The 15,601-nt window shown below is 46.8% G+C and carries 15 protein-coding genes; 7 read left to right on the forward strand and 8 right to left on the reverse strand.

Annotation, left to right across the window (positions count from 1 at the left end; genetic code table 11):
• Positions 1 to 289: 289 nt before the first annotated feature.
• Positions 290 to 1,756 (reverse strand): peptide MFS transporter, encoded by a 1,467-nt coding sequence (locus FIU82_RS04435; RefSeq protein WP_022945287.1) that lies wholly within the window; start codon positions 1,754 to 1,756, stop codon positions 290 to 292.
• A 531-nt stretch (positions 1,757 to 2,287) separates the two neighbouring features.
• Between FIU82_RS04435 and tyrR the strand changes: the two genes are divergently transcribed.
• A complete protein-coding gene (gene tyrR / locus FIU82_RS04440) occupies positions 2,288 to 3,844 on the forward strand; it encodes a transcriptional regulator TyrR (RefSeq protein ID WP_022945285.1) in 1,557 nt (518 codons plus the stop codon).
• Between the two features lie 18 nt (positions 3,845 to 3,862).
• Here the strand turns inward: tyrR and FIU82_RS04445 are convergent, their stop codons facing one another.
• Positions 3,863 to 4,348 (reverse strand): hypothetical protein, encoded by a 486-nt coding sequence (locus FIU82_RS04445; RefSeq protein ID WP_130147453.1) that lies wholly within the window; start codon positions 4,346 to 4,348, stop codon positions 3,863 to 3,865.
• 145 nt (positions 4,349 to 4,493) lie between these two features.
• On the opposite strand from FIU82_RS04445, the gene FIU82_RS04450 reads away from it, so the two are divergent.
• On the forward strand, positions 4,494 to 5,027 hold the full coding sequence (locus tag FIU82_RS04450) for a thioesterase family protein (RefSeq protein ID WP_022945283.1): 534 nt from the start codon (positions 4,494 to 4,496) through the stop codon (positions 5,025 to 5,027).
• Positions 5,028 to 5,072: 45 nt separating this feature from the next.
• Here FIU82_RS04450 and FIU82_RS04455 read toward each other — a convergent pair whose 3' ends face one another.
• Positions 5,073 to 5,726, reverse strand: a complete 654-nt coding sequence (locus FIU82_RS04455) for an OmpW family protein (protein ID WP_152440441.1) — start codon at positions 5,724 to 5,726, stop codon at positions 5,073 to 5,075.
• Between the two features lie 246 nt (positions 5,727 to 5,972).
• On the opposite strand from FIU82_RS04455, the gene dapE reads away from it, so the two are divergent.
• Positions 5,973 to 7,142, forward strand: a complete 1,170-nt coding sequence (dapE, locus tag FIU82_RS04460) for a succinyl-diaminopimelate desuccinylase (protein WP_152440442.1) — start codon at positions 5,973 to 5,975, stop codon at positions 7,140 to 7,142.
• Between the two features lie 57 nt (positions 7,143 to 7,199).
• Here the strand turns inward: dapE and FIU82_RS04465 are convergent, their stop codons facing one another.
• A complete protein-coding gene (locus FIU82_RS04465) occupies positions 7,200 to 8,942 on the reverse strand; it encodes a lysophospholipid acyltransferase family protein (RefSeq protein ID WP_152440443.1) in 1,743 nt (580 codons plus the stop codon).
• Positions 8,943 to 9,078: 136 nt separating this feature from the next.
• Between FIU82_RS04465 and FIU82_RS04470 the strand changes: the two genes are divergently transcribed.
• Positions 9,079 to 10,002 (forward strand): glyoxylate/hydroxypyruvate reductase A, encoded by a 924-nt coding sequence (locus FIU82_RS04470; protein WP_152440444.1) that lies wholly within the window; start codon positions 9,079 to 9,081, stop codon positions 10,000 to 10,002.
• Positions 10,003 to 10,321: 319 nt separating this feature from the next.
• Here the strand turns inward: FIU82_RS04470 and smrA are convergent, their stop codons facing one another.
• The 3 genes from smrA to FIU82_RS04485 form a co-directional block, all read right to left on the reverse strand.
• Positions 10,322 to 10,915 carry a DNA endonuclease SmrA gene (gene smrA / locus FIU82_RS04475; protein WP_152440445.1) on the reverse strand — a complete coding sequence of 198 codons (594 nt, stop codon included), beginning with the start codon at positions 10,913 to 10,915 and terminating at the stop codon, positions 10,322 to 10,324.
• A gap of 113 nt (positions 10,916 to 11,028) precedes the next feature.
• Positions 11,029 to 11,253: a hypothetical protein gene (locus FIU82_RS04480; protein ID WP_231658063.1), complete on the reverse strand. Its 225-nt coding sequence runs from the start codon at positions 11,251 to 11,253 to the stop codon at positions 11,029 to 11,031.
• Positions 11,254 to 11,368: 115 nt separating this feature from the next.
• The gene (locus FIU82_RS04485) at positions 11,369 to 11,794 is read right to left on the reverse strand and encodes a hypothetical protein (RefSeq protein ID WP_152440446.1); all 426 of its coding nucleotides are present in this window, start codon (positions 11,792 to 11,794) and stop codon (positions 11,369 to 11,371) included.
• A gap of 165 nt (positions 11,795 to 11,959) precedes the next feature.
• On the opposite strand from FIU82_RS04485, the gene FIU82_RS04490 reads away from it, so the two are divergent.
• A complete protein-coding gene (locus FIU82_RS04490; protein WP_022945274.1) occupies positions 11,960 to 12,343 on the forward strand; it encodes a response regulator in 384 nt (127 codons plus the stop codon).
• Positions 12,344 to 12,408: 65 nt separating this feature from the next.
• Here FIU82_RS04490 and rpsT read toward each other — a convergent pair whose 3' ends face one another.
• Positions 12,409 to 12,669 (reverse strand): 30S ribosomal protein S20, encoded by a 261-nt coding sequence (gene rpsT, locus FIU82_RS04495; protein ID WP_022945273.1) that lies wholly within the window; start codon positions 12,667 to 12,669, stop codon positions 12,409 to 12,411.
• Positions 12,670 to 12,994: 325 nt separating this feature from the next.
• Between rpsT and murJ the strand changes: the two genes are divergently transcribed.
• The gene (gene murJ / locus FIU82_RS04500; RefSeq protein ID WP_152440447.1) at positions 12,995 to 14,575 is read left to right on the forward strand and encodes a murein biosynthesis integral membrane protein MurJ; all 1,581 of its coding nucleotides are present in this window, start codon (positions 12,995 to 12,997) and stop codon (positions 14,573 to 14,575) included.
• A 61-nt stretch (positions 14,576 to 14,636) separates the two neighbouring features.
• Positions 14,637 to 15,590, forward strand: a complete 954-nt coding sequence (gene ribF, locus FIU82_RS04505; RefSeq protein WP_045978216.1) for a bifunctional riboflavin kinase/FAD synthetase — start codon at positions 14,637 to 14,639, stop codon at positions 15,588 to 15,590.
• Positions 15,591 to 15,601 lie beyond the last annotated feature (11 nt).

Genomic DNA, 15,601 nt, shown 5'->3' on the forward strand with positions numbered 1-15,601 from the left:
TACTCCACTTGCATAGGTAATAGGTGGCTGTGATTGCGGTAGTCCGCACTAATAATGGTTATAAATTGCAACAGCCAACCTCTGATCATTTGATGGCATCATCGGAGAAAAAGTGCCAAAGAGAAAGCCTAGGCAGGGAATTAACCAGGAGAAGTAATGTAAATATAAGTGGACGTTTTTAGGTAACTGTAAGCTTTTCGTTAAATTTGTTCTTTAAATAGATTCAGCCATCAAAAAAGTTGCACAAAAAAGGCGCCATTTGGCGCCTTAGTGAAGAGGGGGTTAACGGTTACTGCTTCTCACCAGTGATTTCCAACTCTTCTTCTAGCAGTTGCTCTTTATCATGCTGGCCCTCAGCACCATGCATCCAGTCAACCAGCTTGTCGGCCATTAGCCACAAGCAAATACCTGCGATAAAGGCCATAATGGCAACGCCGCCAAAGGTGCTAAGTGGTCCACCTTCGCCAACTAGTTTACCGATTTCGGCTGCTACGTAGTTACCCAAGCCCGAGAATAAGAACCACATACCCATTAGTAACGAAGTAAATTTAAGTGGTGCTAGCTTCGAGACCATAGATAAACCAATCGGCGATAAGCACAGCTCACCCATGGTGTGGAAGATATACGCCATCACTAACCAAATTACATGGGCTTTCATATTCGCATCATCGCCAATTTGTAAAGCTGCTCCGACCATAGAAATAAACCCTAGGCCAAGGAAGAACATGCCTAAGGCAAACTTACGTGGTGAATCCGGTTCTTTATCACCCATACGAATCCACAGGCTGGCAAAAATAGGCGCCAAGATAATAATGAAAATAGGGTTAACTGCTTGCAACCAACTGGCCGGCATTTCCCAACCAAAAAACACTAAGTCGGTTTTGTATTTTGCAAAGAGGTTCATTGACCCTGCTGCTTGCTCAAACCCAGCCCAGAAGATGATAGTGAAAAAGCTCATGATGAGGATCACTTTAACGCGGTCGCGCTCTTCACTGGTTAGCGGCTTTTTGTTTGCGCCTTGGTCGTCCTCAGACTGCTTAGCAGATGGCACAGTACCAATGCTACCTAAGTATTTTTTGGCTAATAGTAACTGCAACACCACACCCAGTAGCATACCGACGCCGGCAGTGAGGAAGCCGTATTGATAGTCAAACTTTTCACCGATAGAACCAACGACGAAGTAACCTAAAATAGAGCCTAAGTTGATCCCCATATAGAAGATGGTAAAGGCGCCATCGCGGCGTTTATCACCTTCGCTATATAGGTCTCCCACCATGGTAGAGATATTAGGTTTGAAGAAGCCATTACCTAGAATTAGTAGCGCTAAGCCCAGGTACATCATCTCTTTCTCAAAGCCTGACACCATCGCATGAGGCGTGCCTAAAGCAAATTGGCCGAGGGCCATGGTGAGGCCACCGAAAATGATGGCTTTTCGCTGACCAGATACATTGTCGGCAAACCAGCCACCGAGTACCGGTGTTACATAAACAAGCAGCGCATAGATACCCAAAATGCTGAGTGCATTTGATTGCAGCGCTTTGTGATATTCGTCTTGGGCGTTGGCACTTAAAGGGTCAATGCCAAAGTAAGCCATATCCCAACCCATGGCTGCGGCGGTGGCGATAGTGGAAAGGTAAAGCACGAAGATACCGCGCATACCGTAATAGCTCATGCGCTCCCACATTTCTGTGAAAAATAGCAAAAAGAGCCCTTTAGGGTGACCGAAAAGATCACCTGTTTTAGGTGCTGAACTCATGAAAATTTACTTCCTAAATAAATCAGTATTAAAGGCTGTGAGCCTTGAATACTATTACTGCAATTTACAGTACTGCCGTACTGTCACTTATTTAGGCCTTATTATTATTGTTATGATGTTCAAGTATTACTTCGGCGACGCCAAGTAATGGTGTGCCATAACCTCAACTGGAGTCTGAGGGGGCACATTTTATGTGAACGGGTGGCCCGCTATCACCATGGTAAAAAAGCGAGGTTATGCATAGAATTGCACGCGCTGCGCTGCTTTATCCTGATGACAAGCGCGCGACAGTATACATAGAGCCATGCATCAGGGGAAGTACTGACGCTTAACCGCCAATGAACCCAGAGCTCTACCATGCTGGCTTTTTAGCCTTATATCGTGCAACCCAGACGATAACTTCTTGGCGTGGGGGTATAAAATAGAATCGATTATTTGTTCAATTTTCTTTACGTTTTGCTATCCATCTTAGCCTTTTATAGCGTATGATTGCGCCCAGCATTTGATTGGTAACACGTGATTGAGGGATCCATGCGCCTTGAAATATATTGCCAAGACCGAATCGGTATCGCCCAAGAGATACTGAATATCCTGGTGAGCTACCAAGTTGACCTAAAAGGCATCGAAGTAGATGCTAAGCATTGTCGTATGTATGTCAGCTTCCCCCCCATCGAGTTTGAACAATTCCAAAAAATTATGCCTTCTATCCGCCTAATTGACGGTGTTGAAGACGTTCGAACAACCGCATTTATGCCCTCCGAGCGTGAGCATAACGAGCTTAATACGCTGCTCAGTGCGCTCCCCGATGGCGTTATCTCCATTGATAACAAAGGTTGGGTGCGGTTGTGTAATGCTGCGGCATGTCGCGACTTACAATTGAGCGAGCAAGATGTGGTTGGCGCCAATATCAATAACCTCCTTAAAGGCTTTAACTTTACCCGTTGGTTAGAGGGGTCAGAGGTATTAGGACAAACCACCCGTGTGGAAGTGGCCGGAGAAGATTTCATTGCCGATATTCTGCCTATCTCTGTGCCTCAAGGTGAAGAGCAAGACGCCTTGGCGGGGGCGGTTATCAATATCAAATCACAAAGTCGTCTAGGTCAACAAGTCAGTGCATTTCGCCGCTATGGCCAAGAAAGTTTCGCCACCATACATAATTATTCAACGGCGATGCGCCGCACTGTACGCGAGGCGCGCAAAATGGCGCAGCTTGATGCGCCGATATTGATCACCGGTGAAACGGGCACAGGTAAAGAGCTTATGGCCAGAGCCTGCCACTATGCCTCTAATCGTTCGGTTAAACCCTTTATTGCATTGTCATGCGCCTCACTGCCTGATGATGTTGCTGAATCAGAGCTATTTGGTTATGCCGGGTATGAAGACAACGCCGCCCCCAAACGCGGGGTATTAGAGCAAGCCGATGGCGGCACGGTATTTTTAGATGAGGTTGGCGAGATGTCGACCCAGCTGCAGACCAAACTGCTGCGCTTCTTACAGGACGGTACTTTCCGCAAGGTCGGCGATGAGAACGAAGTAAAGGTCAATGTGCGCATTATCGCGGCGACGCAAAAAGATCTTCCAGCCATGGTGCAAGAAGGAGGCTTTCGCGAGGATCTCTATTATCGTATCAATGTACTGACGCTGGAAATATCACCACTGCGTGACAGAAAAGCAGATATTGGGCCCCTGGCCGAGCACTTTGTGCAAAAGTATGCGCAGCAAAACGGCGCGACAGTACCTAGCTTAAGTAAAGAGTGTATTGAGTATTTGGAGCAGTATCCATGGCCGGGCAATGTGCGGCAATTAGAAAATGCCATTTACCGCGCGGTATCTTTGCTCGATGATAGCGAATTGACGGTGGAGCACTTGCAACTTCCGAGCTTCACCAATGATCTTGGTTACTTAGAGTCTGATTTTGAAGGCAGCCTAGATCAGGCGGTAAAACGCTTTGAAGCTACGTTATTGCGTAAACTTTACCCTGCATACCCCAGCTCTAGACAGCTTGCAAAGCGTTTGGGCCTGAGTCACACCGCTGTAGCAAATAAGCTGCGTGAATATGGGATAAACCGAAAAACGGTCAAAGTTTAATAATGGCGCCGTTAGGCGCTATTTTTTTGTGCCCATGTTCTTAGTGACCCCACTGACGGTGATTGATTCAACGCCCTCAGCTGCGAAGTTTACTTTTATAGCGGCATTATTGCTGGTGAAAAAGTAACTGCGATCATCAATATGTAACTCGTAATTGCCTTTAACCTGTTGCTCAAATTGTCCTTTCTCTAGGCGAATTACATGTTCGCCGAGTTGCCAGTAAAAGCTGTCAAACCAGCCAGAGTGGAACTCTTGCAGCCATACTTGGCTGTCGTCTTTACTAAGCACTAAGGCCAAAGAGTATGACTCGGGGAGGGTGTCCATATCATAACTTTTGTTGCCGATACGCAACGTACCTTGCTCACTGTCCCAAGCGAAACCGAAGGTGAAAGGCGTTTGTTGCCCGGCGCTGTTCGCAGTTGTGCCCTTGCCGACGTAATCAAAATCAGCAAAGCAAGGCATACTCATTGCCAATGTGGCCAGAGCAAATAAAGTTGGTTTCATATTAACCCCTTTGTGAGCGAGAAGTTTTAACCATAAATGACCTAGCGTCGCTGCGCAACTAACGCACTAAGGTGCTCGACGACTCAAGCAATGCTATGATGGTGGTCTTACCTGTTTCTTAACACGCTACCACAAGGAGAGCGCGGTGAACTTATACTTCCGTTTATTATGGCTGTTTTTCAAAATCAAAGGTAATAAAACACAACAGCCGCTGTTGGATACGGTCGATATTGACTTTCGGGCCTGGCCGCTGGATTGCGACATTAATTTACATTTAACGAATTCTCGTTATTTGGCGTTAATGGATATCGCTCGGACATGGATGACTGCGCGTTTGGGACTATTGCGTGCGGTGATGAAGCGCCGTTGGTTCCCTGTGGTTAATGCGACAGCAATCACCTATATTCGCGATGTAAAACCATGGCAAAAATTCACGGTTTCGACCCGATTGGTAGGCTGGGATCATAAGTATTTTTATATCGAGCAAAAATTCACCTCACACCGAGGCCTGCATGCCATTGCTTATGTGCGGGGCGTGTTTCGCTCGCGAAAAGGGGTCGTCGATATCGAAGAGATTTTGGCGCTGGCTGATTTTAATGATGAGGCACCCATTTTACCGCCGGAAATCATGCACTGGAAAGCCATGTTGGAGCAAAAAAAAGCGACTAACAAGAATTAGCCGCTTTAGTTGCTTACATTAGCAAGTGGTAACCGTGAATCGGTATTAGAAGGTGTAACGCACACCTAGCATCGCCACAACAGGGTCAATTTTGACATCAACGGTCAGCGCTTTCTGGCCGTTTTCATATACACTTGCATCGCTATCAATGTCCATGTAGCTCACCATACCGTGTAAACCCCAGTGCTTGTCGAATGCATAGTTAAAACCAACTTGAGCGGCCAAACCAACTGAATCGTCAAGCTTGAGTTCAACATCATCAGTCCCTAACGTGGTTTTTAAGTCTTGGCTTGCTTGCTCATCAAAAAACACCGTGTAGTTTACGCCGGCACCCACAAAGGCACGGAACTTATCACCTGCTTGGCCAAAGTGGTATTGACCTAATAGCGTGGGTGGAAGGTGCTTAATGTTACCAATTTTCGCACCTTCAAGGCCAAGGCGACCATTAACGTCATGGCTAAATGGCGTGGCGGCGATAAGTTCAATGGTCCAATTGTCATTGAGTGCATAATCGAACGTGAGACCAAGCTGAGTATCATCGTCGGCGTTAAGCCCTAAGGTTGGGGCTTCGTTAATTTTAGACACTTCACTATCGGGGTTTACGTTGATAGCGCCAACGTTAACACTTAGGTTAGCGTGGGCGTATGAAGAGGTGCCAAGGAAAAGGCCAATTAGAGCTGCGCTGAGTGTTTTTTTCATCATCATATTCCTGTTCGATACATCGGAAAAGCTTTGCTGTTGGCGCCATTATCACTACTTAAGAAAAATAAAAACTGTTCTAGATCAAGCTTTGCCTCAGGTACGCTGCAGAGCGATTAAAAACCTTGATTTAGATTAAACTTTTATCCATTTCATGCACACAAAGGAGAGTTCATAAGCTGACATTAAGATGTCATATGAGCAGGTTGTAATAGCCTTACCAACAGCTGCAACAGGGCAGGCGTTATGCAATTGAACACATCGCAACAACAACGCGTTAATCAAGATAATGTCGTTTCATATTTACAACAGCTTATTCGGTTTCGCTCCATTACCCCTGAGCAAGGTGGGGCTATCAATTGGTTACAACAACAGCTGCAACAGCGTGGTTTTGATTGTCATGTATTCACCTGTCATGGTGTCACGAACCTTGTTGCCGATTGCTACTTTGGTCCAGGCGCCAAGTTTGCCTTTTGTGGCCATATCGATGTTGTACCTGCTGATGCATCGCGGTGGCATGTTGATCCCTTTGCTGCTGAGATAATCAATGGTGAAATTATTGGCCGAGGAGCCGCTGATATGAAAGGCGGTGTCGCAGCAATGTTGGAAGCGACCGATAGGGTGCTCATGCAAAGCCCAACACAGGGGCACTTTTATTGGTTGATCACCTCTGATGAGGAAGGTGAGGCACTTTATGGCAGTGCGGAAATAGCTAACTATCTTGCCGCCCAAGGCAAACATCTTGATGTCTGCCTAGTGGGTGAGCCCACAGCGGATAAACGCGTTGGCGATACCATCAAAAATGGCCGCCGTGGTGCACTGTCAGCACGTATTGAAGTTCTTGGTAAAGCCGGGCATGTGGCTTACCCCGAGCACAGTGTGAATGCCGCACATTTGGCTGCTCAGATGAGCATGGCTTTGCAACAAATAGATTGGCAAAAAGATATTGAAGGGTCGAAAACAACATTACAAATAACTGGCCTCACAGTCCCTAACAGTATAGATAATTTGGTGCCAGCCAGCTGCTTTATAGAGTTCAATGTGCGCTATAGTCATGGCTATCGTAGTGAAAGCGTTAAACGCTTAATCACCGCTGCCTTGGCGCCTTGGCAGCAACATACGACAATTAGTTGGCAGCGTCCCTGTGAGCCTTATTACACGGCGGGTGGGGGAGCGTACGACCTGCTCGCAGCGTTGGAAGAAGCTATTTACCAAAGCACTCAGAGTTACCCGCAACTGAGTACCAGTGGCGGCACCTCTGATGGGCGCTTTTTTGCCAGTGCTGACACCCAAGTGGTCGAATGCGGTGTACGTAACCACACCATACATCAAGACAATGAGCGTGTGGCTGTGAGTGATTTAGCTAAGATCACCGAAATTTACGAGCGCACATTGGCGCATTTTTTCACTAAATAACTCAAGTGAGTCATGAAAAAGCCGGCATACGCCGGCTATTTTTTGGTTGGGGGTTGGTTAATCAATATTGCAGGTGCGCTTAATGAGGGTTTCGTTGTTAAGGTAACGGCGCGCCTTTTTTTCTTTTAGCTTTGCCATATCTACCAGCACTAGGCCATCAATACAGTTGTTGAAGTCGGGGTCCACACTGAAGCTTAAAAATGAGACGCCCTGAGGCTGGCAAAGTTCAGTGTATTGTTTGAAGAGTGTTGGGACTTGTGCCCCCATATTGGCAAGCACGTGTTTTAACTCTGCAAAGTCAGCTTTTGCATCACTGCCATTAAACAAACGTTGGCACTGCTCTTTCACACATTCGCTGTATTTAAACTCATGTTTAGCCGTTGCCAACGGCTGTTGCTGAGCGTAGTAATGCTGATAATAATAAACTAACAGTTCTTTGGCATTTTGAGGCAGCGCATTGGATAAACTGACGGCCCCAAATAAATAGCGATATTGCGGGTAGCGACTAATAAACGCACCAATACCAAACCATAAGTAATCGAGGCTTTTGCGGCCCCAGTACTTGGGTTGCACAAAGCTTCTGCCAAGTTCGATGCCAGCACCGAAGTAAGGCGCCATATCGTCTTGGTAGTTAAACAAACTGTCCGTGTATAACCCTTGGCGTCCGTGTTTGGTAATAATGGCATCGGCACATGCAAGGCGGTAAGCGCCCACGAGCTCTAGCTGTTTAGGATCCCATAGAATGAGGTGGTGATAGTCCATGTCATATTTATCGATATCACGGCGGCGACCACTGCCTTCGCCGACAGCGCGAAAGGCAATTTCACGAAGGCGTCCGAGCTCACGAAATAGTGGTGAACTGCCTTGGTAATTATATAAGTAGATTTGCATGCCATCTTGGGTTTCTCCCAGGCGTTCGCATTCACCGAGCGCCCCTACTAAAGCTTGGCGGCACTCGGCGTGGGCAATGGGAGCTTGGGTTTTTAAGAGTTCAGGCTTTTTAGTTCCCAATCTATACAGCTGCTTACGAATAAGCCGGCTGATCTCTTTGTCATTAAGGTTATCAATAAGGTAAGACTTCGGCGGAATGGCAGTGCCTATTTCGAACTCCAGCGACTTTTGCCGTTGCTTAAACATTTCTTGTACCAATAACAAGGTGGCAAGCGGCTTGTAAATCATCGACGTGCCGTAAAACAGCGGACTATTCTTAGCTTTTACTAAAATCGGTAAGATAGCCGCATTGGCCTTTTTGGCTATACGCAGGTAGCCATTGTTCCACTTGCAGTCTTTAACGCCTGTTGGGCGTAGCCGCGACACTTCGCCAGCAGGGAAAATTAACAAGGCCCCTTCAGCTTTAAGGTGCTGATGAATGGCATTGAGTTCTTGCTTGCGGCTGTTGCCAGACATGTTATCAACCGGCAGTAGTAATGAGTGCATTGGCGTTACACTCATCAACAAACGGTTGGCAACAACACGGATATCTGGGCGTACGCGAGCTAGCACGCTTATCAGCGCCAAACCATCCAGTGAGCCAATCGGGTGATTCGCGATAATCACGAGGCGGCCTTCGCTTGGGATATTATCCAACTGTGATGAGCTAAAGCGAGCACTGAAGTCCAGCTCTTCGAGCACTTGCTCGATAAACTCTAATCCTTGTAAGTGAGGATAGGTGTCGGCAAAAGCAACAAACTCTTGTTCGTGTAATAAATAGCCCAGCCCTTTCTTTACCAGGCCTTTTACTTTTGGTGAGTTGGCAAGACTCGGTAAGTTATCTTCAACCACTTTATCAATACTGATCATATTACCACCCTTTGGTAATGAGATTAGCCACAGGGTAAGAATTAACCATGACATCAAAGTGTAAAATAGATGACAGTTTCAAGACGACATCGGGTTGTGGGATACTGAGGCAAACTATCGCTGTGATGGAGATAATATGAGTTTATTAGTGGCAATTGCGAACAGAAATACAGATAAGCTGCAGAGCATGCTTAAACAGCAACTGGGTGAGCAGCAAGTACAAGTATGGCCTGATATTGAGGATGCTGCAGCGATTGATATGGTGCTTGGCTGGCAGGTACCGGCTGAGGTGTTTAGTGCTTTGCCAAATTTAAAAGCGGTGTCTTCTTTTGGTGCCGGTGTTGACGGCCTTAACCTGGATGCCATTGCAGATCATGTGCCGGTCACGCGTATTGTTGATAATGAGCTGGCAGCAGATATGGCAGAATACGTATTAACGCAAGTGCTGCTGCATAAATCTCATATGCCTCGTTACTGGCGCCAACAAAGCAGCAAACAATGGCGAGCGAAGCGGGTGCGCGCACACGACCGCGTCGGCCTGCTCGGGTACGGTCAGCTTGGTAGCGCTATTGCGCAGCGTTTAGCTGCTAATGGCTTTACTATCAAAGCGTGGTCGAACTCAGAAAAACCTGACACAGCGACGGTGACACACTTTTGCGGTGATAGCGGCCTAAACGAGATGCTTGCGCATGTCGATTTTTTGGTTTGTATACTGCCTTTGACTGCAAAGACCCGCAATATAATTGATGCTGAGCTGTTGGCAAAACTGCCTGCGCATGCGGTATTAATTAATGTTGGCAGAGGAGAGCATGTATGTGAAAGTGCATTACAAACCGCACTATCAACACACACTTTAGGCGGTGCCACCCTTGATGTGTTTCGCCAAGAACCTTTGCCAGAGGAGAGCCCTTTATGGCACCAAGAAAACCTCATTTTGACCCCGCATTGCAGTGCGCTTAGCCGCGTTGAAACGGTTGTTGAGCAAGTGGTCGACAACTATCAACGCTTGCAGTCTGGGCAAGCATTAAAGCACCTCATTAGCCGCGAACGAGCTTATTAAGTTGTTTTAATAGGAACTAAACACTGTGTAAGTAAACAGCTTGTTAAGTTTTAGTCAGTTGCTATAGTAAACAAGCTACATGCTTGATGTATAAAAAAAATAACAAGTTAGGCTATTTTATTAGCCGCAACCTTTATAGGAAGCGCTATGAAACATAATCAAGGCGGAGCTAAGCTCAGCTATGTGTTGTTTTGGGTTGCTTTGCTGGGACTCGCAGCTTGGTTCAACCAAGCCAATGCCATGCCGCTGTAAAGCTCCTATTTGTAACTGACATTCGACGGACAAAATGCCGAAGCCTAGGGTTTCGGCATTTTTATTTTCAGCGTTTAGCGTGGCGTTCGCGGTTTTCTAATTTCTTATCTGCACTTTTCTTTAATAGCACGTAGGTTGCGCCAAGGCCGCCATGAGGCTTCAACGCACTGTGGCAGGCAAGTACATAGGACAATTGTTTGAGCCAATGATTGACGTAGCTTTTGAGCAGCCCTTTCTGGGATTGATTACGCTCCCCAGTGCCGTGACGCACTAACAATACGCGAATGTTACGCTGGTGGCAGTCGCTCACCGTTTCATACAGTGCCTGGCGTGCCTGAAGCAGTGATTGACCGTGCAAGTCGAGTGTGGCGTCAACGCCGTATTTTCCTAAGCGAAGGTTTTTGTATACACCGTCTTGTACACCATCTTTTTTGTAGGCGATAAAATCGAGTGGGTCAATCAAGTCAATGTATTCGGTGCTGAGGATGTTGTCATCTAACTCTGCATCTAACTGCGCCGCCAAACGTTTGTGTTGTTGCGCGAGGGTGGGCGTGGTGTGCGGTTCGAAGTAGCTTACCTTATCGTTTTGCTTGAGCGGCGTTACATCCTCCATTAGCTCTGCGAAAAGATCTGAGTCTGGGCTTTTATGAGACGCTGTCATGATGACCTCGCTTACATGGTTACTACTAGCTTTATACTAGCCCAATATACGGTGTCAGTACTATGATGATCACTCTCGATAGTACTGACTGCGTATTTTTAAACCAATTCAAGCTAAACCGATGGGCCACTGATGCGCTGTGTGTACACCTTAAATAAATAAAACGTATTAATTAAAACCAGGGAGATGTTAGTCAGTCCATTGGGGGTTACTAATTGTTGCGCATGCACAAAAAATAACAGACCAATCGCTACACTTGCGCCAATGCGCAGTAAGCGTCCATGACTAATAAAAAATGCGCCAATAGCCAGTGCTCCAAGCAAAATCTGAATTCCCAAGTTGACGTCCAAGGTGTATCGCTCCACAACGTGATGGTTAAAAAAGGAGCGCTATTATGCGAATGTGAAGGCCCTTAAGCAAGCGAAAAAATATATCTTTTTCGGATAAGTTTTTCTAACTTGAAAAAAGATGCACTAAGACTGCAAAAAAACCTTCTTGTTTGATGATTTCATAGCGATGACAAGTATCTGCTTGCGTGCGATCTCGGCATAAGTACATGGCCTTGTTGGCGTCTATGGATTGCAGGTAAAGCTCTGAATCTACGAGTGTTGGGCCCCCAAGTAGGGTGGGCACATAAATGCTACTGGCCACTAACCCCAGCTTTTGATAAGTGATCAACTGAGGTTTTGGCATCAGCATAAATATTGCCAGCAGCGCTAATAACGTAAATAAAATAATTTGGCCTAACTTACCTTTTGGTTTAGTGCGCTGAGGAGCTCCTTGGCGCGACGGCTCATCCTGCAGTGCTTGGCGCTGCGAGGCGTTATCTGCCGAAGAGGGCGGCCGCTTAATTCTTTTTGGCGTCGCTGCTTGCTTCAAGAGTGAATGCTTTTTAGTTTTTTTTACCATAACGCTCTACACACAGGTTTACTTGGCCTAAACTATATAGGACTCTATAATATAAACGTTTTTTTAGTATAGCGTGGCTAGGGCTGGAAGTTAACTTAAACCCCAGTGGCTAAGGCGCAAATTAGGGAAGGTCCAATGGATGAGGATATAGCGATTTTAATCGTGGATGATGTGGGTACGGTGCGTAGCTTTTTACATCAAACGTTAATGCATTTAGGCATTGAAAATGTAGATGAGGCGGCAAACGCTGCGCAATGCATGTCTGCGTGCGCGAACAAAGAGTACGATATTATCTTTCTCGACATCGAATTGCCTGACGGCGATGGCAAAGACATGATTGCAGACATAAATAGTCAGCTCCCCGAGGCCAATGTGGTTATGGTCAGCGCTCACTCAACAATTGATAATGTTAAGGACGCAATTGATAAAGGCGCTAAGGGGTTTGTGGTTAAGCCGTTTTCGCCAAAGAAAATAGCAGCCATGCTGAAAAAGTTTTACCCCAACATGGAATTTGTCTGATTTCTTGAATTATAGGCATAAAAAAACCGGCTAATGCCGGTTTTTTGCGTTATCAAAAAACTAAATTATAGTGCTTTGATTTTCGCTGCAAGACGGCTCTTATGGCGAGCAGCCTTGTTTTTATGGATTAGACCCTTAGTCGCGTAACGGTCTAGGATAGGTGTTGCTTGTGCGAAAGCAGCTTGTGCCGCTTCTTTGTCGCCAGCTTCAATAGCAGCAGATACTTTTTTGAAGTATGTACGCATCATTGAACGACGGCTTGCGTTGTGCTGACGGCGTTTTTCGCTCGTTACAGCGCGTTTCTTTGCAGACTTGATGTTAGCCAAGGTTTGCTCCTAACAATCTTAAATAAAGCTTATATTTAAAGGCCGTGGACTATGCCCTCTTTTTTCCAATTTGTCAATCAAATTAACAAAAGACAAAGCAAACTGCGGGAGTAACGAATCGCCAATGGCTACCGGGAGACACATATATACAGTGCAAAGTTGGGTTAACGCACTATATACCCAAATAAATGATTGGTCTGTTATTGCAGTTTAGGCCTCTGACCTCGGCGGATTATAGCAAAGCTATTAGGCAACCACCAGCGCTGTATTCGCTGCCTATTTGTTGGCATAATGCCGCCATTATCGTTTGCCTCAGTGAGGATATGTGGCTAACAGTTTATTTCATTCTGGCATGATAGTCAGCGCCATGACCATGATATCGCGCGTACTGGGCTTAGTGCGTGACGCCGTTGTGGCAAATCTTTTAGGAGCTAATGCGGCTGCCGACGTATTCTTATTTGCTAATCGCATTCCCAATTTTTTACGCCGTTTATTCGCAGAAGGGGCCTTTGCCCAAGCTTTTGTGCCAGTGCTCAGTGAAATCAAGGAGCAGCAAGGTGATGATGCCGTGCGCTTATTTGTGGCGCGGGCGGCAGGCACCTTAGGCACTATCTTGTTGGTGGTGACCATTGTTGGTGTGATAGGTTCGCCCATAATCGCCGCACTGTTTGGTGCTGGGTGGTTTGTTGATTGGTACCAAGGCACAGGTGAGGGCGATAAATTTATTTTAGCCTCGGCGCTGTTGAAGTGGACCTTCCCGTATTTATTTTTTGTTTCGCTGGTCGCGCTCAGTGGCGCCATATTGAATGTGTATAACCGCTTCGCGGTGGCGGCCTTCACCCCGGTGCTGTTGAACGTCGCCATTATCAGCAGCGCTATATACTTGCATCAGTATGTCAGCATTGGAGCTTACGCTTTAGCTATCGGTGTGTTCATTGGTGGGGCGGTGCAATTAGCCTTTCAGTTACCGTTTCTATACCGCGCCAAAATGCTAGTGAAACCACGATGGGGGTGGCAAGACCCTGGCGTGGTCAAAGTGCGAAAACTGATGATCCCAGCGTTATTCGGTGTATCGGTGTCGCAAATCAACCTCTTTCTCGATACCGTGATTGCCTCTTTTTTGGTGACTGGCTCCATCGCCTGGTTGTACTACGCGGACAGGCTCATTGAATTTCCTTTAGGTTTATTCGGCATTGGCATTGCCACGGTGATTTTACCGACCTTATCTAAACTCCACGCCGGTGATAAGGGGTCTGATTTTCAGCACACCTTAGATTGGGGAGTGCGTTTTGTGATCTTTCTAGGGTTGCCTGCCATGCTAGGACTGATGGTAATAAGCCCGTTGATTATTACCGTGTTATTTGACCACGGTGCGTTCGCAAGCGCTGAGGTGGATCATGTCCGCGCAGTGTCCTTGGGGGTGGCCGCCTACGCCGTTGGTTTGGTCAGCTTTATGCTGATTAAGGTATTAGCGCCGGGCTTTTATGCTCGTCAGGATACCCGCACTCCGGTGCGCATCGGCATTATCGCCATGGTTTTGAATATGGTATTTAACTTACTGCTAGCCCCGTTTATTGGGTATTTGGGCCTTGCGCTGGCCACCGCACTCTCTGCGACTTGTAACGCACTATTGTTATATCGACAGCTGGCTAAAGAGCAGGTTTATCATTTTTCAAAAACCAGTGTCATTTTTACTGGCAAATGTTTATTTGCTACTGCCTGTATGGGGGCGGCGGTATATGCTTTACAAAGCCAGTTTATGTGGCAGCAATGGCCTTTTCATGAGCAAATCGCTTTGTTGGCAGGACTGATTTTTGTGGCGATGAGTTGTTACTTTGGCGTGCTATTCATTATGGGCGTGCGCCCAAGTATGATAAAAAACGTGGCAACTACTGAATCACATTAAAAAAAAGATTATAATCGAGCACTTTCGTCAGTCGTAGTGCGTAAAACAAGGCCTTTTAGAAATGGAGCTGATACGCGGGATCCACAATATTCGAAGCCAACATCATGGCTGTGTACTCACCATAGGCAATTTTGATGGTGTGCACCTGGGTCATCGAGAGGTGATAAAAGGTTTATTGCGTGATGCTAGCGCGCTGAACTTACCCAGCACCGTGATGTTATTTGAGCCGCAGCCGCAAGAGTTCTTTTTAAAAGAACGGGCTCCGGCACGCTTGACTCGACTACGTGATAAGCTTGCCTTACTCGCTAAACTGGGCGTGGAGCGGGTGGTCTGCGTGAGCTTTAATGGCCGCTTTGCCAGCCAAAGTGCAGCTGAATTTGTTAGCGAAGTATTGCTTAAAAAGCTTGGCGTGAAAGCACTCACTGTGGGCGACGACTTCCGCTTTGGCAAAGGCCGCAGTGGAGACTTCTCGTTGCTCAAAGCCATGGGTGAAACAGCCGGTATGGCGGTGAAAAGCACCGAGAGTTTTAAAAAGGCCAATGCGCGAGTCAGCAGTACGGCTATTCGTGAAGCGCTCAGAGCCGGTGACTTAGAGCTGGCTAAAGCGATGCTGGGTCACGATTACGCCATCAGCGGACGCGTGATTCACGGTTGGAAAAAAGGCCGAGAGCTTGGTTTTCCAACGGCCAACGTGGCTCTGAAGCGGCAAGTTTGTCCGCTCAGCGGTGTCTTTGCGGTGCAAGCCAAAGTGGGTACGCACACTTATAACGGCGTCGCGAATGTGGGCAATAAGCCCACCTTTAACGGTACCCGAGCCTTGTTGGAGGTACACTTGTTTGACTTCCAGCAAAGCATCTATGGGCAATTTATCGAAGTGCAGCTTAAAGCGAAGCTGCGCGATGAACACAAATTCAATGGTCTTGATGCCTTGGTGGCGCAAATTAATCAAGATATTATCGAGGCCAAACAGTTTTTTACTTTATCGACTACCGCAGATGTCAGCGGCGGTCTGTAGCCGGAACGGAA

Source organism: Pseudoalteromonas sp. THAF3, assembly GCF_009363775.1.
GTDB lineage: Bacteria > Pseudomonadota > Gammaproteobacteria > Enterobacterales > Alteromonadaceae > Pseudoalteromonas > Pseudoalteromonas ruthenica.

Bases quoted from the DNA above. Each gene is read 5' to 3' on its own strand.
- FIU82_RS04435 (WP_022945287.1), bottom strand. From the start codon at position 1,756: ATGAGTTCAGCACCTAAAACAGGTGATCTTTTCGGTCACCCTAAAGGG.
- tyrR (WP_022945285.1), top strand. From the start codon at position 2,288: ATGCGCCTTGAAATATATTGCCAAGACCGAATCGGTATCGCCCAAGAG.
- FIU82_RS04445 (WP_130147453.1), bottom strand. From the start codon at position 4,348: ATGAAACCAACTTTATTTGCTCTGGCCACATTGGCAATGAGTATGCCT.
- FIU82_RS04455 (WP_152440441.1), bottom strand. From the start codon at position 5,726: ATGAAAAAAACACTCAGCGCAGCTCTAATTGGCCTTTTCCTTGGCACC.
- dapE (WP_152440442.1), top strand. From the start codon at position 5,973: ATGCAATTGAACACATCGCAACAACAACGCGTTAATCAAGATAATGTC.
- FIU82_RS04465 (WP_152440443.1), bottom strand. From the start codon at position 8,942: ATGATCAGTATTGATAAAGTGGTTGAAGATAACTTACCGAGTCTTGCC.
- FIU82_RS04470 (WP_152440444.1), top strand. From the start codon at position 9,079: ATGAGTTTATTAGTGGCAATTGCGAACAGAAATACAGATAAGCTGCAG.
- smrA (WP_152440445.1), bottom strand. From the start codon at position 10,915: ATGACAGCGTCTCATAAAAGCCCAGACTCAGATCTTTTCGCAGAGCTA.
- FIU82_RS04490 (WP_022945274.1), top strand. From the start codon at position 11,960: ATGGATGAGGATATAGCGATTTTAATCGTGGATGATGTGGGTACGGTG.
- ribF (WP_045978216.1), top strand. From the start codon at position 14,637: ATGGAGCTGATACGCGGGATCCACAATATTCGAAGCCAACATCATGGC.